This is a genomic window from Actinoplanes sp. CA-252034, from assembly GCF_050956125.1.
GTDB lineage: Bacteria > Actinomycetota > Actinomycetes > Mycobacteriales > Micromonosporaceae > Actinoplanes.
Map to the genome: position 1 here is coordinate 1,519,146 of NZ_CP191846.1, position 19,002 is coordinate 1,538,147.

Genomic DNA, 19,002 nt, shown 5'->3' on the forward strand with positions numbered 1-19,002 from the left:
ATCGTTCTCGCAGTGGCATCACCGGCCGCGGTCGGGAATGCTGAATCGCGTGACCACTCCGCAAAGCCTCGACGAGCGGTTCCGCGATGCGGTTTCGGCCCTGCGACCACCGGAGTCCGGGCGTGCCGCCGGCGACCCGGTCCGCGACGGCGCCGGCCTCACCGGCGCGCGAGCCCGGGAGCTCTTCGACGCCCAGCTGACCAGCCGCCACCTCGACCTCGCCGCCCGCTGGCTGCGCAGCTTCAACGAGGGCTTCCACACCGGCGGATCGTCCGGGCACGAGGGCAACGCCGCGGTCGCCGCGGCGTTGCGGGGCGACGACCCGGCCCTCCTGCACCACCGTTCGGCGGCCTTCTATTGCGTACGGGCGGCCGCCCACCCCGGCACACCCGGGCAGGACTCCGCCCGGCGCCTGGACGAGGCCGCCCGCGACGTGCTGCGCGGAGTCGTCGCCTCGGTCCGCGACCCGATCACCGGCGGTCGCGACAAGATCTTCGGCAACCCCGCCCTGCACCTCATCCCGGCCCTCTCCTCGCCCGGCGGCCACCTGCCCCGTGCCGTCGGCCTGGCACACGCCCTCGGCCGGGCCGTCCCCCCACCCGGCGCAGCCTCACCCGGCGCAGCCTCACCCGGCTCCGACCCGTCTCCGGCGGCCGGCACGCCCTGGCCGGACGACGCCATCGTGGCCGCCTCCTTCGGTGACGGCGGGGCCGGCAGCGCCGGAGCCACCGCGGCCCTGCACGCGGCCGGCCGGCTCGAGCTCGCCGGCCAGCGGGTGCCGCTCCTGCTCGTCTGCGAGGACAACACCCCCGGCGCGCCCGGCCCCGACGGGTGGACCGGAGCAGCCCTGCGCGGCCGGCCCGGCGTGCGGTATTCGTACGCCGACGGTTGTGATCTCGCCGCGGTGTACGACGCGGCCGTCGAGGCCGTGGCGTTCGTCCGCACCGAGCGCCGCCCCGCCGTCCTGCACCTGTCCACCGTGCTCCTGCTCGGCCGCCCCGGCGACCCCGAGCCCGGCGACGGCCTGGAGCGCGACCCCCTGATCCTCGCCGCCCGGCTGCTCGTCGAGGCCGGCCTGTACGGCCCGGACGAGGTGATCACCCGCTACGACGAGATCGGCTGGCAGGTCCGCAAGGCCGCCGAGGAGGTGCTCGGCGAGCCCAAGCTCGCCTCGGCCGCGGAGGTCGTCGCCCCACTGGCCGCCCGCCGGCCGCTGCGCGTCGCCCACGCCGTCACCGAGACCGCCGGCCGGGCCCTCGGTGCGGGCGCGCCCACCCGCCTGCGTGCCTTCGACGGCCGGCTCCCCGAGGACGCCGGCCCGATGACCCTCGCCCAGACCCTCACGGCCACCCTCACCGACGCTCTCGCCGCCCATCCCGGTCTGCTGGTCTTCGGCCCCGCCACCACCCGCGGCGGCCGTCACGGCGTCACCACGGGCCTCGCCGGGCACGACCCCGAGCGGGTCTTCGACAGCCCGCCCGACCCCACCACGATCCTCGGGCTGGCCGCCGGTGCCGGACTGGCCGGCCTGATCCCGGTCCCCGAGCTGGACTGCCTCGCGGCCCTGCACGGCGCGGCCGAGCAGTTGCGCGCCGAGGCGGCCGGCATGGCATACCTGTCGGCCGGCGCCTACCGCAACCCGCTCGTGCTGCGGGTGCCCGGGCTCGCCCAGCCGTACGGGATCGGGGCCACCTCGCCAACGACAACACCGTGGCCGCCCTCCGCGACGTCCCCGGCCTCGTCGTCGCGGTCCCCTCCCGGGCCGCCGACGCCGCGCCGATGCTGCGTTCCTGTCTCGCCGCCGCCGAGGCCGACGGGACCGTCAGCGTCTTCCTGGAGCCGGTCGCCGTCTACCAGACGAGGGACCTCTATCAGCAAGGCGACAACGAGTGGCTCGCGCCCTACTCGCCCCCCGGATCGTGGGCCGACGAGCACATCCCGGTCGGCCGGGCCCGCACCTACGCGCTCGGCACCGCCCAGGACGTCACCATCGTGACGTACGGCAACGGCGTCCGGATGGCGCTGCGTGTCGCCGCCCAGCTTGCCGCCGACGGATACGGTGCCCGGGTGGTCGATCTGCGCTGGCTCAATCCGCTACCCGTCGCTGACCTGGTGAGGGAGGCCACCGTCACAGGCCGCGTCCTGATCGTCGACGAGACCCGGCGCTCCGGCGGCGTCGGCGAGGGCGTTCTCGCCGCCCTCGTCGACGGCTCTTTCGTGGGATCCGTCCGCCGCGTAGCCGCCGCTGACGTGCCCGTTCCCCTCGGTCCGGCCGCCCAGCACGTCCTCGTGGGAGAGGATGCCATCACACAGGGTGCCCACGCTCTGCTGGCACGGTAAATTGCCACACACTCGGTGCGCCACTTGCGCACCGGCTCCGGAATGTGTGGACTACCCCCAGGTTCCGGTGCAATTTGACGGTGTTTTTTGACGGCTAGGAGGATTTGGACAGTGAGCGCGACCGCGGGTCAGGCCGACGGCGTACGTAGCCTGGCGGACCGGTTCGGCCTGGAGCCGAGCATGGTGGTCATGGAGATGGGATACGACGACGATGTCGACGAGGATCTCCGTGACGCCCTGACCGAACGCGTCGGTGACATGGTCGACGAAGACACCGACGAGGTCGTCGATGCGGTGCTGCTGTGGTACCGCGACGGCGACGGTGACCTTTTCGAGATCCTCACCGATGCCCTCGGCCCCCTCGCCGACAACGGCGTGGTGTGGCTGCTGACCCCGAAAGCCGGCCGCGACGGCCACGTCGAGCCGAGCGAGATCAGCGAGTCCGCCCCCACCGCGGGCCTCCAGCAGACCTCGACGGTCAACGCCGGCAAGGACTGGACCGGCGCCCGCCTGGTCTCCCCCCGGGGCGCCAAGAAGAAGTAACTCACTGCCCTCCCACTCCAGGTCGGCGCCCATCGGGGCGCCGACCCTAAGGTGTTTGCCCTTCGTGATTGGCTTTAGGCTGGGAGGATGCCGATCGAGGTGGGCGAGGCGGCCCCTGACTTCCTGCTCAAGGACCAGAACAACCAGGAGGTACGGCTGAGCGACTTCCGTGGTCGCAAGGCTGTCCTGCTGGTGTTCTACCCGCTGGCGTTCAGCCGGCACTGCCAAGGCGAGCTGACCGAGATCCAGGACAACCTGGCCGACTACACCGGCGACCACCTACAGGTCCTCACGGTGAGCGTCGACTCCGTCTACAGCCACAAGGTCTGGTCCGTCCAGGAGGGCTTCGACTTCCCGTTGCTGTCCGACTTCTGGCCCCACGGCGAGGTGGCCACGGCGTACGGCGTCTTCGACCCCGACCGCGGCTACGCCAACCGGGGCACCTTCCTGATAGACGCCGACGGCATGGTCCGCTGGTCCGAATCGAACCCCCGGGCGAGCCCCGAGACCAGAGGACGTGGCGCACAGCCCTGGCCACCCTGCCCCGTTGAAGCCCCCACCTCGCCGGTCCAAGCCCACGATCAGCGACAGGGTACGATGACGGCTCCGGCCACATGCCGTGCCGGGCGCGTAGCTCAGTGGGAGAGCACTCGCCTTACAAGCGAGGGGTCGTAGGTTCGAAACCTACCGCGCCCACCACCCCGACCAGCCACGGAGCAGGCCACCGCAAACCTGGCGACCCGCTCCGGTCTCAATTTCCGTCTCAGTCCGTCGTCCAGAGCAGTCCCCTGACCTGTTCGGCGATACCTCCCGCGTTCCGGGGCGAGGTGTTGGTATCGGGCCGTAGTGGCCATCTGAGGCCAGCCCATGACTTCCATGATGGCCGTGTCGGTACGCAGGATCAGAAGGATCGTCGCTGCGGTATGGCGGACATCATGCAGGCGAGCGTCTCTGCCGAGCGAGACCTACGGTTCAACCCTTGTCGACCAGCGGCGTCAACTGCTCCAAGAAACCCCTCGCCGGCGTTCATCATGGCTACGGCTTTTGGTAGATTCCGTGACGGCCGATACGTCGCCATCTGACTGCGGTCTCGCCGTCGATCTCAAAGAACTCGAACGTCGCACGGCCGTCCGGTCCTGAGAATGACCAGGTCATCTCCCAGATGCCGTTCGTATTGATCATTGGCTTGACGCGCAGGCTCGCGGGCCATTGCCGTCCGGAATCGCTAATGTATGCCTCGCATGCCGCATTGAAGGTGGGCATGAGGGAGCGGAAGATACGCCGATGGTCGATCGGCATGGATTTCCAGTCGGCAGCGAACTCGTCGGTCTTGTCGAACTTCACTCGTCGATGTCCAGGCTGTCCATGAAGTCGTCGACGTTGTCGTAGGTGGTGGTGCGGCCGGCGGCGATGTCGGCGTCCGCGCGCCGTTCGCCCTCTTGCCAGCTGTCGGCCCAGAACCATGCCTGGCTTGCGGGTACGGCGATGGCAGGACGGAGTTCCAGGACGCCGTCGCTGCGCTCCGTGATCTCGACCTGGGCGCCTGGTTTGTCAAGGCCGTAACGCTTGCGTAGTACCGGAGGCAGGGCGACGGTGCCACGTGACTGGACGGAGACGAAGCCGTGGAATGAGGACCTCTTCACCGGCTGGGGTGCCGACGAGGCGTCGGAAAGGTTCTTCACCGTCCGGCGAACGGCCCTGTTGCCGGCCTGGCCGTGGGTGGAGGACCTCGCGGACTTCTTACTCGATGCGGCTCGTGACGGTCGGCTAGCTCCGGCGCTGCCAGGTGTCTCTTCCATACGACGAGTATGCAGAAATCACAAACTACCGCCAAGCGGCATTGCTGCAATGCAGCTCTGCGGCCATAGCGGCTGCCGTATTGGACCTTGATGGCAAATCGGGCGCCAGCGTATTGAGATACTTCAAAGGGTCGCGGGCGACTGTGATCGTGGTGGCGCACCAACCGTTGGGTTGACTGCCGGAGCGCACCCAGCGCGTTGGTGTTCGCTCGCGCATGCACCCGCGAGGACATCGAATCCGCGCCGATGTCGGATCCCCCTGAGCGCACCCGGCCGAGGCGGCAGATGATCCCGCGCGGCTCGGGGAGGCGGACGGCAAGTGGCACCGCCTCAGGACCGCGCCGGCAAGGCTGTGATCTAGAGCGGCGACTGCCGGAGCGCTGACGACGCCCTGGTTCCGGTCGTTCTGGGTGAGGTGCCGGGAGTTGGAGCGGCGGTGGGGGAGAGGCAACCGGGGTGCAACGCTGCCGGGCTCATGTGGGGGAGCGGGGGGCCGATTCGGAAGGGCGTCCGCGGGTGACCGCGGTGGGCGGGTCCCGGCCGGTTTCCCCTCGGCGGTCTGGGCCCGCCCGGATGATGGGCGACGCCGACGGAGGCCGACGTGAGTACGGAACTGCACGCCGGGATCGACTTCGAGAAAGTGGTCGTCTCCCCGTACCCGCTGAAGATGCGCAGTGGGATCGCCTCGCGGGAGCGGACCGGGACGCTTGTCGAAAGTGTCTGCCGGGCGCCCAGCGGGCGTAGCCGGGAGGTGCGGATCGCCTTCGCCGCCCGCCTCGCGTTGCCGCTGCTTTTGGTCTCGGCTGTGCTCGCCGCGACCGGTTTCAGCTGGTGGCTCGCCTTCGGTGGGAGTGCCGCGCTGGTCGGGACGGTGTGGCGGCGGCAGGCGCGGGCCGCGCAGGAGGCTGCGTTCGCGGTTCCGCGGGACGACGTGTCGCGGGTGCTGTGGTCGGCGCCGGAGCGGGCCGCGTTCGCGCGGGCCGTGGAGGCTTCGCGGCGGGTTCGGCGGACCTGGCCGGCTCTCGGCGACATGATCGATCCGGTCCTGGCGGACCGGTCGCTGACCCGGGCCCTCGGCGAGCTGGCCGAGGTGCTGGGGCGGCGGCAGGAGCTGCGGCGGGTCCGGGAGGAGCTTGCGGGGGTACGCGACGCCGACATCCCCGTGGACAGCCCGGCTCGGATTGCCGCCGACCGGCAGCGGGAACGTGCCGACGACGCCTGGCGGGAAGCGGGTGGCGCCGCCAACCGGATCCTCGGCGGCATCGACGCGGCGGCCCGTGCGGGGGAGAGCTTCATCCGCGAGCGGCAGGTCGCCGCCACCGCGCGGCACGCCGAGCGGACGCTCTCCCGGGTGGCGGGCGTGCCGGCCGCCGTGGAGAGCGGACCCGACCTGGCCGGTCGCACCGAAGCCGTGATCGACGCCTACCGCGACCTGGCCCGGGCATAGCCGGCCGCGGTCAGAGAACCGGCCGCGCCTGAGAACCGCGGGCTGAAGATTCACTCACGCATTTCCCCCGGAGGGGTGATGTGATCGAGGGCGCCGTTGCGGCAACCTTGTCCCATGCCAGGTGTTCGTGCGTTCAGGCCGCTCGGCGGGAGAGCTGCCGGGGGACCAGGATCGGGCCGGCCCGACCGGTCGATCCCAGTGCGGCGGCCAGGCGCTCCTGGACCTCGTCCGACGGGGGGAGCCGCCACTGGGTGCGGCCCGGGTGGATCTCCCAGCGGACCGGGCCCTCGGGCATCCGGCTCGGTGGCGCCGGGATCCACGAGCCGGCGCCGTGCCGGACCACGTCCAGGCGGTGTTCGAGTTCGGGGCGCAGCGGGCTGCCGGGCTGTACCGGGAACATCCAGCGGCCGGCGGCGGTCACCGCGACGGGTCCGGAGGCGGGGCCGTGTGTGCCGAGCGACGCGGGCACCTCCAGGACGTCGAAGGTGTCTCCGGTGGTGAGCAGGACGGTGTACGGGCGCCGTCGCCACCATGCGGCGATGCGGGCCGGGTCGTCGCCGGCGGTCGCGGCCCACGAGTCGAGGGCCGGATGGCAGCCGGTGATGTCGCAGCCGGGGCGGCCGCAGTCGAAGCGGTCGCCGGTCAGGTGCGCGCCGGGCGTCACCGCCCAGCCGTGTGCGGCATACCGCAGCGCGGCCCGGCGCAGGAGGGCCCTGTCGAGGATTGACGGTGGGACGAACGGCTGACGGCTGGTCCACTGCATGGCTCGATACCCCCGGATTCGAGTGGTCGGGCCGTATCCCACGGCGATGGACGTCGTTGGGTCCGGCAGATCCACCCTTTGCAACTTGCATGAAAAACTACGAGCATCGGTGAGCAGGCGATCACACACGCTGTGCGATCTGCGCGCACGTGAGAGGTCCACACTGCGAGTGACACCGGATGGCTCACCGGCGGAGGGACCGTCGGTTGAGTGGGGAGGCACCGTGGACGAGCTGCCGATCGGCCGCCGCGTCGCCTATTGGCGGGGCCGACGCAAAATGTCCCAGCAGGTGTTCGCGGACCGGCTGGGCAAATCGAAGAGCTGGGTCGACAAGGTGGAGCGCGGGGTCCGCCGACTCGATAAATTCTCCGTCGTCTATGACATTGCCGACGTGCTCCAGGTCGATGTCCAGCTGCTGCTGGGCAAAGAGGTGGAGCGTAAGCCGGAGACGCAGAACTGCATCGACCAGGTGGAGGTCGAGGAGATCCGGGCGGCTCTGGAGCGTTATGACCAGATGAGCGCCTTCTTCCAGGCGGTGCCACATTCGCCACCGCTCACCGAGATGCGCAAAGCCGTCAGTCACGCCTGGCTGACCTATCAGCACGCCAAGTACGGCGCATTGGCACGCGCCCTGCCCAAGCTGCTCCGTGACGCCCAGGCGGCGGACAGCGCCCACGCCAACAGCGACGAGGCGTCCACCGCGGCGCACCTGCTCGGGCAGGTGTACCAGATCGCCTCGTCGGCGCTGCGCAAGGTCGGCGAGCACGAGCTCTCCTGGCTGGCCGCGGACCGCTCGATCGCGGTGTCGCAGCGGGCCGGTGACCAACTGCTGGCCGGGCTGGCCAGTTACCGGGTGGGCAGCGCGCTGCTCGCGCTCGGCCGGGTCCGCCCGTCGCTCGAGGTGAACGTCAACATCGCCAACCGGCTGGCGCCCGGTCCGGACCGGGCCCGGCCCGATCAGCTCTCCGTCTACGGGATGCTGCTGCTCAACGGGGCCATGGCGGCGGCACGGATCGGCGACAGTGCCACCGTCCGGGATCTGCTGTGCGGCGCCGACCAGGCGTCGCTGGAGCTCGGCGGCGACTTCAACCACTACTGGACCAGCTTCGGGCCGACGAACGTGCAGCTGCACCGCTGCGCGACGGCGGTCGAGCTCGGCGACGGGAAGCTGGCCGTGGAGACGCACGAGGGCATGGACAAGGCCGGCTTCCAGGCGATGCTGCCGGAGCGCCGGGCGCACCACTACCTCGACATCGCGCGTGGCTACACGCAGATCGGCGACGTCGAGAGGGCGGGCGAGATGCTGCTGGAGGGCGATCGTCTCGCCCCTTCCGAGATCCGGTGCCGGCCGCTCGCCCACGAGGTCCTTTCCGACGTGCTCCGGCGTACCCGGGGCACGCCGCCGGCTCCGATCGCGGAGCTGGCCGAACAGATGGGAGTCGGTGTATGAGGGGAGCCTTCAGTCCGCTTATGGGCGGCGGGTGGGGGGTCCGCGAGTGATGACGGGTCACCCCTCACCCGGTGTGCTGTACGTGCTGGTGTGCGGCTCACCGATGGCCCGGGACGTCGGGATCCTGGTCAGCCTCGCCCAGAGTGATGGCTGGGACGTCTGCGTGGTCACCACCCCGGACGGCCGCAAGTTCGTCGACGTGGCGGCCTTGCAGGCACAGACCGGGCATCCGGTCCGTTCCGACTACAAGAGTCCCGGCGACCCGGACGTCCTGCCGGCGGCCGACGCGATGATCGTCGCGCCGGCCACCGTCAACACGGTCAACAAGTGGGCCGCCGGCATCACCGACACGCTGGTGCTCGGTCTCCTCGTGGAGGGGTACGGCTACGGCGTCCCCACCGCAGTGGTGCCGTACACCAACAAGGTCATGGCCCTGCACCCGGCGCTGCACGAGAGTCTCGCGAAGCTGCGGGACTGGGGTGTGCACGTGCTCTACGGCGAGGACGTGTGCCGTCTCGGCGGCCCGGGGCAGACCGATCGTTTCCGCGGCCAGTTCCCCTGGCGGCGGGCCCTCCAGGCGGTCAGCAACCCGATCGCCGCGGGCAGCCGAGTCGAGCCGGGGGCGCTTTCCTAGCGGTATAGGGTTGGCCCTCGTGACCGACTTGACCGTTCGTGCTGTGGTGGACGCCCTCGACGCGCGTTTTCCGCGGAGATGGGCGGAGTCGTGGGACCGGGTCGGACTGGTGCTCGGCGAGTTCGAGCACCCGGTCACCCGTGTCCTCTGCGTGGTCGACGCCGTCCCGGAGACCGTCGACCAGGCCATCGAGCTGGGCGCCGACCTGATCGTGGCGCACCATCCGCTGTTCTTGAAGCCGGTGTCGTCGATCGCGCCGGACACCTTCAAGGGCGCCCTCGTGCACCGGCTGATCCGTGCCGGGGTGGCGCTCTACACCGCGCACACCAACGCCGACGTGGCCAATCCCGGTGTGTCCGACGCGCTGGCCGCCAGGCTCGGCCTGACCGGGTTGCGCCCGCTGGCGCCGGCCGAGGGCGAGGCCGCCGGTGAGGGCCGGGGGCTTGGCCGGGTCGGGGAGCTGCCGGAGCCGCTGACGCTCGCGGCGCTCACCCGTCTCGCGGCCCGTCGGCTGCCGCCCACCGCGGCCGGGGTGCGTGCCGCCGGCGACCCGGACGCGCTGATCCGCACGGTCGCCGTCTGCGGTGGCGCCGGTGACTCCTTCCTGGCCGTCGCCGCCCGGTCGGGCGCTGATGCGTACCTCTGCGCTGATCTGCGGCATCATCCGGTGAGCGAGCATCTCGCCTCGGGTGGTCCGGCCCTGCTCGACGTCGCGCACTGGGCGAGCGAGCGTCCCTGGCTCGACGACGTGGCGGCTTGGCTGCGCGAGGTGTTCCCCGTCGAGGTCGTGGTGTCCGATCTGGACACCGACCCCTGGACCGTCCATGCGATTCGCGATGATTTGGAGATCCGCCCGTGAAGGCCGCCCCGGAAGCCCAGCGCCGTCTGCTCGACCTGCAGGCCGTCGACACCACCCTCGCGCAGTTGGCGCACCGGCGTAAGTCGCTGCCGGAGCTGGCCGAGATCGACGCGGCCGCGCGGGAGATCTCCGCACTCGAGGACGAGCGGGTCCGCGCCCAGGTGGTCGTCGACGACCTGGACCGGGACATCGCCCGTCTGGAGAAGGACATCGACCAGGTTCGGCAGCGTAAGGACAAGGACCAGAAGCGCCTGGACGCGGGCGGCTCGTTGCGCGAGGTCGAGGGGCTGCAGCACGAGCTGGGCTCGCTGAACCGCCGGCAGACCGAGCTGGAGGACGCGGAGCTTGCGCTGATGGAGCAGAACGAGACCGCCGCGGCGACACTGACCGAGGTGCAGGGCCGGCTGGCGGCCGCGGTCGGGCGGCGTACGGACGCCGAGCGCCGCCGTGACGAGGCTCTCGCCGAGATCGCCAAGGAGCTGGAGTTCAAGACCCAGTCCCGGGTCCCGCTCGCCGACGACCTGCCGTCCGACCTGGTCACGCTCTACGAGAAGATCCGCTCGGAGACGGGCATGGGCGCGGCGCTGTTCCGTGCGGGCCGCTGTGGCGCCTGCCGGATCGAGCTGTACGGCGCCGACCTGAACCGGGTGAAGACGGCTCCGAAGGACGACGTCGTCCGCTGCGAGGAGTGTCGTCGGATCATGGTCCGTACCGCGGAGTCGGGCCTGTGAGCCTGAGGGTCGTCATCGAGGCGGACGGCGGGTCGCGGGGCAACCCGGGTCCGGCCGGCTACGGCGCCGTGGTCCGGGACGCGGACTCCGGTGAGGTCCTGGCCGAGCGGTTCGACTCGCTCGGGGTGGCCACCAACAACGTGGCGGAGTATTCGGGTCTGATCGCGGGCCTGCGGGCGGCGGCCGAGCTGGGTGCCGAGCGCGTCGCCGTGAAGATGGACTCGAAGCTGGTCGTCGAGCAGATGTCCGGCCGCTGGCAGATCAAGAACGCGGGTCTGCGGCCGCTCGCCGCCGAGGCGGCCGCCCTGGTCGGCAAGTTCGCCGGGGTGACGTTCGAGTGGATCCCGCGGGAGCGCAACAAGGCCGCCGACGCGCTGGCGAACCGGGCGATGGACGGGGTCACGGAGGCGCCCGTCGAGACGCCCGCGGAGAAGCCGAAGTCGTGGGCGCCGCCCGCCTCGCTGACCGACGCCACCCGGATCATCCTGGTCCGGCACGGCGAGACGCCGCTGACCTCGCAGGGGCGTTACTCCGGGCGCGGTGACGTGCCGCTGACCGACGAGGGCGAGGCGCAGGCCATGGCCGCGGCGGGGCGGGTGGCCGGCATCTCCCGCGACATCGCGGCGGTCCTCTCCTCACCCCTCTCCCGGTGTACGCGGACCGCGCAGCTGATCGCCGACGAGGCGGGTGGGCTGCCCGTGACCATCATGGACGACCTGATCGAGTGCGACTTCGGCCAGTGGGAGGCCAAGACCTTCGCCGAGGTGCAGGAGCGGTGGCCGGAGGAGATGTCGGCGTGGCTGGCGTCGACGAGTGTCGCCCCGCCGGGTGGGGAGTCGTTCCAGGCGGTGGCGAAACGAGTGCGGGGTGCGCTGGCGACCGTGCTCAGCGCGTACCCCGGCAAGGTCGTGGTCCTGGTCTCCCATGTGTCGCCGATCAAGTTGATCCTGCGTGACGCGCTGGCGGCCGGTGACGCCTTCCTGCACCGGCTCTTCCTGGACGCGGCCGGGGTGTCCACGATGGACGTGTGGCCGGACGGCAACATCGCGGTCCGTTCGGTGAACGAGACCGCGCATCTTCGGTAGCCCGGTGTATTGACCCTCGCAGGGCGGGACGTTTAGCTTCCTCGATTAGGAAACTTTCTTCAACGTTTCGCCCTGGAGGGCTCATGCGCGGTTCCACCCGCCGCCTCGTCGCCGCGGCGGCCGCTGCCACCTGTCTCGTGGCGGCCGCACCGGCTCCCGCACAGGCACATGGGAACGACAGATACACCAAGGTCGCCTACTTCACCCAGTGGGGCATCTACGGCCGCGACTTCCAGCTCGCCGACGTGCAGAGCTCCGGCGCCGCGGCCAAGCTGACCCACCTCAACTACGCCTTCGGCCCGGTCACCGCCGACGGCGTGTGCGCCTCGGCCGACCCGTGGGCCGACTGGCAGACGCCGTTCTCGGCGGAGAACAGTGTGGACGGTGTCGCCGACGTCGCCGGCCAGCCGATCTCCGGCAACCTCAACCAGATCGCCGAGCTCAAGAAGAAGAACCCCAAGCTCAAGGCGCTGATCTCGCTCGGTGGCTGGACCGGCTCGGCGTACTTCTCGGACGCCGTCCTCACCGACGCGTCCCGTAAGAAGCTGGTCGGCTCCTGCATCGACCTGTGGATCAAGGGCAACCTGACCGGCCTGCCCGAGGGCGTCGCCGCCGGCATCATCGACGGCATCGACCTCGACTGGGAGTGGCCCGGCTCGTCCGGCAACGACGGCAACGTCATCCGCCCCGAGGACAAGCAGAACTTCACGCTGCTGCTCGCCGAGTTCCGCACCCAGCTCGACCAGCTCGGTAAGAAGAACAAGAAGAAGTACCTGCTCACCGCGTTCCTGCCGGCCGCGCCCGCGAAGATCGAGGCCGGCTTCGAGGTCAAGAAGATCTTCAAGTACCTCGACTTCGGCACCGTGCAGGGCTACGACTTCCACGGCAGCTGGGAACAGCGCGCCAACCAGCAGTCGGCGCTGCGCGTGCCCGCCGGGGCGCCCGACAACCCGGACTTCTCCGTCGACAGCACCATCAACGCCTGGATCGCGGGCGGGGCGCCGCGCAAGGAGCTGGTCCTCGGCGTGCCCTACTACGGGCAGGGCTGGACCGGCGTCACCGGCGGCCGCAGCGGCCTCTTCGGCCCGGCCACCGGCCCGGCGCCCGGCGTCTTCGCCGCCGGCTCCGAGGACTTCAAGACCCTCAAGAAGCTGACGGCACAGGGCTTCAAGGTTCACCGGGACATCCGCAACGGTCACGCGTGGCTCTACGACGGCAACACCTTCTGGACGTACGACGACCCGGCCGTCGTCTTCCAGAAATCGCTCTACATCCGGGCCAAGGGACTCGGCGGCGCGATGATGTGGTCGCTCGACGGTGACGACGAGAACGCGTCGCTCACCAAGGCCATCTCCGCGGGTCTGCGGTAATCGTTCTCATCGATGCGGCGGTGTGCCCACTCGGCGCACCGCCGCACCCGTTCGGCGCACAGGGGATCGCTCGATCGTCCGGAGTCTCGTTAGCGTGACGTGAACCACACGCAATGTGGACGGAGGAGGACTCATGGCTGAGCCCGAACGTCGGAGAACCGATAGAAGTCCCTGGAACTGGCTGCTCGTGGTGCCGATCGTGGTGCCGCTGCTGACCTTCCTCTACAACTACGACGAGCCGCGCCTCGCCGGCTTCCCGCTCTTCTACTGGCTGCAGTTCGCCTTCATCCTGCTCGGCGTCGCCACCACCACCGTCGTCTACCAGATGACCAGGAGGCGGCGGCCGTGAGAGAGCATTTGACCGAGATCATCGTCTTCACGGCCCTGTTCCTGCTGGTCAGTGGGATGGGCTTCGTGGCGTCCCGGTGGCGGGCGCCCAAGGACATGGCCCACCTCGACGAGTGGGGGCTGGGCGGGCGCAGCTTCGGCGGCTGGATCACCTGGTTCCTGGTGGGTGGTGACCTCTACACGGCGTACACCTTCGTCGCCGTGCCCGCCCTGGTCTTCGGCGCCGGCGCGGCCGGGTTCTTCGCGGTGCCCTACACCGTGGTCATCTACCCGCTGTTCTTCCTGATCCTGATCCGGCTCTGGTCGGTGTCGCACCGGCACGGCTTCGTCACCCCGGCCGACTTCGTGCGGACCCGGTTCGACTCGCCGACCCTCGCACTCGTCATCGCGATCACCGGGATCGTGGCGACCATGCCGTACATCGCGCTGCAGTTGATCGGCATCGAAGCCGTCCTCAAGACGATGGGCGTCACCGGGGAGAGCGCGATCGCCCGGCACCTGCCGATCATCATCGCGTTCGCGATCCTGGCCGCCTACACCTACCAGTCCGGGCTGCGGGCGCCCGCCCTGATCGCCTTCGTCAAGGACACCCTGATCTACATCGTGATCCTGGTGGCGATCATCTATCTGCCCTACAAGCTCGGCGGCTGGAACGCCATCTTCGACGCCGCCGACGCCAAGTTCCAGGCGTCCCCGGCGCCCAACGACGGCATCATCCTCAACGCCAACAACCAGGTCCAGTACTTCACCCTGGCCCTCGGCTCGGCGCTCGCCCTGTTCCTCTACCCGCACAGCATCACCGGGGTGCTGGCCGGTAGGAACCGGGACGTCATCAAGCGCAACATGTCGGCGCTCCCCGCGTACAGCCTGCTGCTCGGCCTCATCGCGCTGCTCGGTTACATGGCCATCGCCTCCGGGGTCAAACCGCTGCCCGGGGCGAAACCCGGCACCGTCGACAGCAACACCGTCGTACCGGTCCTCTTCGACCAGCAGTTCCCGGCCTGGTTCACCGGCGTCGCCTTCGCCGCCATCGGAATCGGCGCCCTGGTCCCGGCCGCGATCATGTCGATCGCCGCGGCCAACCTGTTCACCCGCAACATCTACAAGGAGTACCTGCGCAAGGACGCCACCCACGCGCAGGAGGCCAACGTCGCCAAGATCACTTCGCTGGTGGTGAAGATCGGCGCGGTCGCCTGCATCGTCTTCCTCGACCCGCAGTTCTCCATCGACCTGCAGCTCATCGGCGGCGTGATCATCCTGCAGACGGCGCCGGCCGTGGTGGTCGGCCTCTACACCCGGTGGCTGCACCGGGGGGCGCTCATCGCCGGCTGGGCGGCCGGCATGGCCATCGGATTCTGGATGCTCTGGCAGATCCCCAACGCGGCCACCGGACGCAAGCACTTCGGCGGATCGGCGTTCCCGCTGTCCGAATTCGGTCTCGACAGCACGAAGACGATCTACGTGGGGTTCGTGGCGGTTCTGGTCAACGCGCTGGTCGCGGTGATCGTGACGCTGGTCCTGCGGGCCGCCAAGACGCCGGAAGGCGTGGACGGCACCGAGGCCGACGACTACTTCGCCGACGAGGGCGACGCCCGGATCGAACGCCAGCACACCACCCCCGTCGACAACGTCTCCTCGACCTGACGGTTCCTTCACTGCGAAGGGCGCCGGCCACCACCGTTCGTCGCGGCGGCCGGCGCCCGCCGTTGCTTTGTCGCTGCGGCGGGCTCAGGCCCGGCGCAGCGGGAGATGCGGCACCGGCAGAGCCGATCGATAGACCAGGTCGGCCGGGTCTCCGGCCCTCTCCCGCAGCACGGCGACGAGGTTTCCGGCGATCGTGCGGTACGCCTGACCGGCCGCCGGCCACTGAATCGTCTCCGTCCCGTCGCCGACGCGCACCGTCAGACAGTCCTCGGCCTGCCGCAGCTCGACGAGTGTCCCGGTCGCGTCGCCCGGTGCCTGCTCCGCGGTGCTCTCCAGCCGCACCGTCGTGCCCGCCACCAGGGACGCGACGGCTGCAGCGAAGCCCTCCTCCAGCCCCGCCCAGTCCACCCGCCCGTCCGTCGCGCGATCTGTCTCCGGCGCGGCCCGGTCCACAGGTCTGTCCGCCGCGTGATCTGTCCTCGGTGCGGCCCGGTTCACCCGCCTGTCCGCGGCCGGGATCGTCGGGGGCGGGACGCGGCGCGGGGCCGGCCGTAGCCAGAGATCGAGCACCGCGGCCCGGTCGACGATCTCCAGCACGCCGGCCGCGACCCACCAGCCCACACTCGGGTCGGGGCCAGGGCACCGCATCGGCGGCGGCCCCAGCTGTGCGCTGATCTCGGAGACAGCGGCCACGAAGAGATCCCGCCGGGCCGGCACGCCCAGGCCGTCCGACTCGTGGAGATTGAGATACACGGCGGTCACCTCGGCGCCGAACAGGAACGCGCCCGCCCGTCCCGGAGCCGCGTCGAACGTACAGCTGACGGTCCCTTCAAAGGGTTGTCGATAGATCCACCCCGCGGCGGTGACCAGCTCTTCCAGCTGATCGGCCGCCCAGGCCCACTCGATTCCGGCGACCGCGGCCACGGTCCGAGCCACCACGTGCACCGGACAATTCTTGCCCATCGGGGTCATCCGGCGTCACGATGCCTGAGGGATACGGGCATACGCGAGGCGAATTTAGGTATTAGTCCGACTCGCCACAGATGGGGCTGATGGTCCGGTAGCGTCTGGTCTGGCGCCGCCCCACCCCTTGATCGGCCCCGTGCCAGGCCCCGGTGAACCGCCTCGTGATCCACTCCGCGCTCACCGGTGTTCCTGCTTCGTGCCCAGTCCCGTTCCCGCTTCGTGATCCGCTTCGTGATCCGCCTCGTGACCCCGCGGAGGAGCTCAGCGTTGGCCAGCCAGACGACTCTGACGCAGCAGTTCGCCACCGAGTACGCCAAAGGCGCGGTACCCGGCATGCTCAGGGCCATCCGAACCATCAAACGCGCCAACAGCCTGATCCTCGTCGGCGCGCTAGCCGCCAGCTACCTGCATCAGGCGCACTACCTGGCCACACTCGGCGCCGGCATGTTCGCCTGGATCGTGCCGGCCGTCTTCGACCTGGCCATGCTCTCCATGCTGACCATCGCCCACACCGCGGGCATGGCCGCCGACGCCAAGCGCGCCGCCATGAAGATCCTCGCCGTGGTGGTGGTCATCTCCGCCGCGGTGAACTTCGCCGCTCCCGGCCCACTCGGCCTGCGCATCATCTTCGCCCTGGTGGTAGGCCTGGTAGCCGGAGTCGAATGGGTGGCCGCCAAGATCCGTCCCGACTTCGCCGCCATCGAGGCCCGCGAGGTCGCCGTGATCACCGAGGTCAACCCGAACCGCAAACTCGACCCCGAGGTCGCCAAAGCCCGTGCCGCGAAGGCAGCCGCCACCCGCCGCGCCAAACAGGAGGCAGCCGAGGCCACGGCGAAGGCAGCCGAGGAGGCGGCCCGAGCCCGAGCCGCCCGAGCCGCCGAACGAGCCAAGGCCAAAGCCGACCGCGAAGCCCTGGATCAGGTCGAGTTGGACCGCTTCCTCCGCGAGGGCCGCGCGACCTTCGAGGAGCCGGTCGGCGCCCACCGCGCCTCCTGACAGCCTGGGACGTGCCGCCGGCGGGTAGGCCCTCGCCGAGGGCAGCGCACCGCCGCCCGCGCGGGAATGCGGGCGGCGGCAGACCAGAGGGCCTGCCCACAATGTGTGCCCACTGCCCGATCCCTTCCTCACCGTCTGGTGTCAAAGCTGACTTGACGGAAAGTCGAGAACGAACACCGCCTGTCCTGTCACCGTGGACCTATGAGTTACACGCCGCCGGGTCCCGCTCTCTGCATAACGGCCGAGAAGCTAGTCGAGCATCTTCAGGCATCAGACGTCGATCTCGAGAAGATCGCAGACGTACTGAACCGCATCCAGGAGGAGAGCCACCGGGAGGTGGAACGTGTACTCGACAGCCTGAGAGCTCAAAGCTCCGGGTAGGGCCGTGAGGGCTATCTCCAGGTCAGAGCCTGCTGAGGGACTCTGACCTGGAGGGCGGCGGACGAGTCGGCGTGTACGCCGGATTCTGTGGCCGGCGACCGAGGTCACCGGTGGCGGCCATCCATCTAGGCCTGCCGTTGCCGGCAGGCTCGAGCAGCCTACCCGCAGGCTCGGGCGAGCAGCCCTCGAACGCCTGCGCCGGCCTCCGCCTTGCGGCTCGGGCCTTGCTTGGCCTTGCTCCGGGTGGGGTTTACCGAGCCACCCCGGTCACCCGGGGTGCTGGTGAGCTCTTACCTCACCGTTTCACCCTTACCGATGGCGTACGTCGTACGTCATCGGCGGTCTGTTTTCTGTGGCACTTTCCCGCGAGTCGCCCCGGGTTGCCGTTAACAACCACCCTGCTCTGCGGAGTCCGGACGTTCCTCGGCGGCACCCCTGCGGATGCCGACGCGGCCGCCCAGCCGACTCGTCCGTCGCACCGCAATCTTACGTGCCGCCCGATCTGCTCTCCCGCCACCCGCCCCCGGTGCCCCACCCGGCCGCCCGGTCCCGCCGGCGCATCGGTTGGTAGGACGCTCGGCGTTCGGGAATGCGGGGGCTGCCGGCACGGGGAAGATCACCCGACCGGGGGCGCCGGGATGGACGTAGGGTCGGCTGCAATATGGATGTCACGGAGATCTTGCTGCTGGTGGTGGCCGGTGTCGCGGCCGGGGCGATCAACGCGATCGCCGGGGGCGGGTCGCTGATCACCTTCCCGAGTCTGATCGCTATCGGACTGCCGTCGGTTGATGCGAATGTCACCAACTCGGTCTCGGTGTTCCCGGGATACGTGTCGAGTGTCGCCGGGAGCCGGGCCGATCTCGCCGGGCAGGGTCGGCGGGTGCGGGCGACTGCTCCCGCCGCGGTGACGGGCTCGGCGGTGGGGTGCGCTCTGCTGCTGCTCACTCCGGCTCGGGCGTTCGAGCTGGTGGTGCCGTTCCTGGTGCTGGGAGCGGCGGCGACGCTGGCGTTTCAGGAGCGGCTGCGGGCGTTCGTCGGGCATCCGCGGAGCATGTCGCCGCGGCGGGCCGCGGTGACGCTGCAGTGCGTCGTGTTCGTGGGGGCGATCTACGGCGGCTATTTCGGGGCCGCGCTCGGCGTCATGTATGTCGCGGCCCTGGCGTTGATCATCGACGAGCCGTTGAAGCGGATCAACGCCCTCAAGAACGTCCTGTCGGCCACGGTCGGCCTGGTGACGCTGCTGGTCTTCGCGGTGTTCGCGCGGGTCGACTGGGCTGCCGTGGCGGCCCTGGCCCCGGCCACGATCATCGGGGGTTACGCCGGAGCGCGTCTCGCCCGGCGCATGTCCCAGCGGGTCCTCAAATACCTCATCGTCACCTTCGGCGCCGGCATCGGCCTCCTTCTGTTCTACCGCGCCTCCTTCGTCTGATGGGGCGTGGGAACCGTGGTGGGGTGACAGTGCCGGCGGTGGGTGACGCCGGTGGTGGGTGGGGGCGGTGCGGAACAGGGTGGGGTGTGCCGCCGGGTGCGGGGCGGGAGTGCCGGCACCGCACCCGGCGGCTGGGCCGGTCGCCAACCGGTCCGGAGGGAACGTCCTGTTCGGAAAGCGGGTGCTTACGGCGTACCGCTGCGGGGGTCTGCTTTGA

16 protein-coding genes, 1 tRNA gene, 1 other RNA gene and 2 pseudogenes are annotated in these 19,002 nt (G+C 70.2%); 15 read left to right on the plus strand and 5 right to left on the minus strand.

All coding sequences use genetic code 11. The annotated features are described in order from the left end of the window. The first annotated feature begins 37 nt into the window (after positions 1–37). The 4 genes and pseudogenes from ACQPZW_RS07140 (at position 38) to ACQPZW_RS07155 (ending at position 3,582) form a co-directional block, all read left to right on the plus strand. Positions 38–2,340 (plus strand): annotated as a pseudogene (locus tag ACQPZW_RS07140) (transketolase C-terminal domain-containing protein). A gap of 111 nt (positions 2,341–2,451) precedes the next feature. After that, on the plus strand, positions 2,452–2,883 hold the full coding sequence (locus tag ACQPZW_RS07145; protein ID WP_433794034.1) for a DUF3052 domain-containing protein: 432 nt from the start codon (positions 2,452–2,454) through the stop codon (positions 2,881–2,883). A gap of 87 nt (positions 2,884–2,970) precedes the next feature. Further along, a pseudogene (locus ACQPZW_RS07150) lies at positions 2,971–3,434 on the plus strand (peroxiredoxin). A 73-nt stretch (positions 3,435–3,507) separates the two neighbouring features. Further along, positions 3,508–3,582, plus strand: a tRNA-Val gene (locus ACQPZW_RS07155). A gap of 336 nt (positions 3,583–3,918) precedes the next feature. Here the strand turns inward: ACQPZW_RS07155 and ACQPZW_RS07160 are convergent. Both ACQPZW_RS07160 and ACQPZW_RS07165 read right to left on the minus strand, forming a co-directional pair. After that, positions 3,919–4,227, minus strand: coding sequence for a hypothetical protein (locus ACQPZW_RS07160; RefSeq protein WP_433794035.1), 309 nt, complete (start codon positions 4,225–4,227; stop codon positions 3,919–3,921). Beyond that, positions 4,224–4,682, minus strand: coding sequence for an AbrB/MazE/SpoVT family DNA-binding domain-containing protein (locus ACQPZW_RS07165; protein WP_433794036.1), 459 nt, complete (start codon positions 4,680–4,682; stop codon positions 4,224–4,226). The genes ACQPZW_RS07160 and ACQPZW_RS07165 overlap by 4 nt, the downstream gene beginning before the upstream one ends. 601 nt (positions 4,683–5,283) lie before the next feature. Between ACQPZW_RS07165 and ACQPZW_RS07170 the strand changes: the two genes are divergently transcribed. Then, entirely contained in the window at positions 5,284–6,129 is an 846-nt protein-coding gene (locus ACQPZW_RS07170; RefSeq protein ID WP_433794037.1) for a hypothetical protein, read from the plus strand. 133 nt (positions 6,130–6,262) lie between these two features. Here the strand turns inward: ACQPZW_RS07170 and ACQPZW_RS07175 are convergent, their stop codons facing one another. Further along, positions 6,263–6,892: a bifunctional DNA primase/polymerase gene (locus ACQPZW_RS07175; protein WP_433794038.1), complete on the minus strand. Its 630-nt coding sequence runs from the start codon at positions 6,890–6,892 to the stop codon at positions 6,263–6,265. A 223-nt stretch (positions 6,893–7,115) separates the two neighbouring features. Between ACQPZW_RS07175 and ACQPZW_RS07180 the strand changes: the two genes are divergently transcribed. The 8 genes from ACQPZW_RS07180 (at position 7,116) to mctP (ending at position 15,013) form a co-directional block, all read left to right on the plus strand. Then, a complete protein-coding gene (locus tag ACQPZW_RS07180) occupies positions 7,116–8,342 on the plus strand; it encodes a helix-turn-helix domain-containing protein (protein ID WP_433794039.1) in 1,227 nt (408 codons plus the stop codon). A gap of 49 nt (positions 8,343–8,391) precedes the next feature. Beyond that, positions 8,392–8,976: a flavoprotein gene (locus ACQPZW_RS07185; protein ID WP_433794040.1), complete on the plus strand. Its 585-nt coding sequence runs from the start codon at positions 8,392–8,394 to the stop codon at positions 8,974–8,976. Positions 8,977–8,995: 19 nt separating this feature from the next. Beyond that, complete coding sequence (locus ACQPZW_RS07190; RefSeq protein WP_433794041.1) at positions 8,996–9,835, plus strand: Nif3-like dinuclear metal center hexameric protein; 840 nt, start codon at positions 8,996–8,998, stop codon at positions 9,833–9,835. Continuing rightward, positions 9,832–10,566 carry a zinc ribbon domain-containing protein gene (locus ACQPZW_RS07195; protein WP_433794042.1) on the plus strand — a complete coding sequence of 245 codons (735 nt, stop codon included), beginning with the start codon at positions 9,832–9,834 and terminating at the stop codon, positions 10,564–10,566. Before ACQPZW_RS07190 ends, ACQPZW_RS07195 begins: the two co-directional genes overlap by 4 nt. Beyond that, positions 10,563–11,651, plus strand: a complete 1,089-nt coding sequence (locus tag ACQPZW_RS07200; protein WP_433794043.1) for a bifunctional RNase H/acid phosphatase — start codon at positions 10,563–10,565, stop codon at positions 11,649–11,651. Before ACQPZW_RS07195 ends, ACQPZW_RS07200 begins: the two co-directional genes overlap by 4 nt. Before the next feature lie 83 nt (positions 11,652–11,734). Continuing rightward, positions 11,735–13,021 (plus strand): glycoside hydrolase family 18 protein, encoded by a 1,287-nt coding sequence (locus tag ACQPZW_RS07205; protein WP_433794044.1) that lies wholly within the window; start codon positions 11,735–11,737, stop codon positions 13,019–13,021. 133 nt (positions 13,022–13,154) lie between these two features. Further along, positions 13,155–13,370: a DUF3311 domain-containing protein gene (locus ACQPZW_RS07210; protein WP_433794045.1), complete on the plus strand. Its 216-nt coding sequence runs from the start codon at positions 13,155–13,157 to the stop codon at positions 13,368–13,370. A gap of 56 nt (positions 13,371–13,426) precedes the next feature. Continuing rightward, positions 13,427–15,013, plus strand: coding sequence for a monocarboxylate uptake permease MctP (mctP, locus tag ACQPZW_RS07215; protein ID WP_433797458.1), 1,587 nt, complete (start codon positions 13,427–13,429; stop codon positions 15,011–15,013). An 84-nt stretch (positions 15,014–15,097) separates the two neighbouring features. On the opposite strand, the gene ACQPZW_RS07220 is transcribed toward mctP, so the two are convergent. Further along, on the minus strand, positions 15,098–15,958 hold the full coding sequence (locus ACQPZW_RS07220) for a DUF6301 family protein (protein WP_433794047.1): 861 nt from the start codon (positions 15,956–15,958) through the stop codon (positions 15,098–15,100). A 288-nt stretch (positions 15,959–16,246) separates the two neighbouring features. Here ACQPZW_RS07220 and ACQPZW_RS07225 point away from each other — a divergent pair, with 288 nt between their 5' ends. After that, the gene (locus tag ACQPZW_RS07225) at positions 16,247–16,975 is read left to right on the plus strand and encodes a DUF2637 domain-containing protein (protein ID WP_433794048.1); all 729 of its coding nucleotides are present in this window, start codon (positions 16,247–16,249) and stop codon (positions 16,973–16,975) included. 439 nt (positions 16,976–17,414) lie between these two features. Here ACQPZW_RS07225 and rnpB read toward each other — a convergent pair. After that, positions 17,415–17,825, minus strand: an RNA gene (rnpB, locus tag ACQPZW_RS07230) — RNase P RNA component class A. A gap of 192 nt (positions 17,826–18,017) precedes the next feature. Here rnpB and ACQPZW_RS07235 point away from each other — a divergent pair. Beyond that, positions 18,018–18,785, plus strand: coding sequence for a sulfite exporter TauE/SafE family protein (locus tag ACQPZW_RS07235; RefSeq protein ID WP_433794049.1), 768 nt, complete (start codon positions 18,018–18,020; stop codon positions 18,783–18,785). Positions 18,786–19,002 lie beyond the last annotated feature (217 nt).

Bases quoted from the DNA above. Each gene is read 5' to 3' on its own strand.
- ACQPZW_RS07175 (WP_433794038.1), bottom strand. From the start codon at position 6,892: ATGCAGTGGACCAGCCGTCAGCCGTTCGTCCCACCGTCAATCCTCGAC.
- ACQPZW_RS07210 (WP_433794045.1), top strand. From the start codon at position 13,155: ATGGCTGAGCCCGAACGTCGGAGAACCGATAGAAGTCCCTGGAACTGG.
- ACQPZW_RS07235 (WP_433794049.1), top strand. From the start codon at position 18,018: ATGGATGTCACGGAGATCTTGCTGCTGGTGGTGGCCGGTGTCGCGGCC.
- ACQPZW_RS07185 (WP_433794040.1), top strand. From the start codon at position 8,392: ATGACGGGTCACCCCTCACCCGGTGTGCTGTACGTGCTGGTGTGCGGC.
- mctP (WP_433797458.1), top strand. From the start codon at position 13,427: ATGGGCTTCGTGGCGTCCCGGTGGCGGGCGCCCAAGGACATGGCCCAC.
- ACQPZW_RS07165 (WP_433794036.1), bottom strand. From the start codon at position 4,682: ATGGAAGAGACACCTGGCAGCGCCGGAGCTAGCCGACCGTCACGAGCC.
- ACQPZW_RS07205 (WP_433794044.1), top strand. From the start codon at position 11,735: ATGCGCGGTTCCACCCGCCGCCTCGTCGCCGCGGCGGCCGCTGCCACC.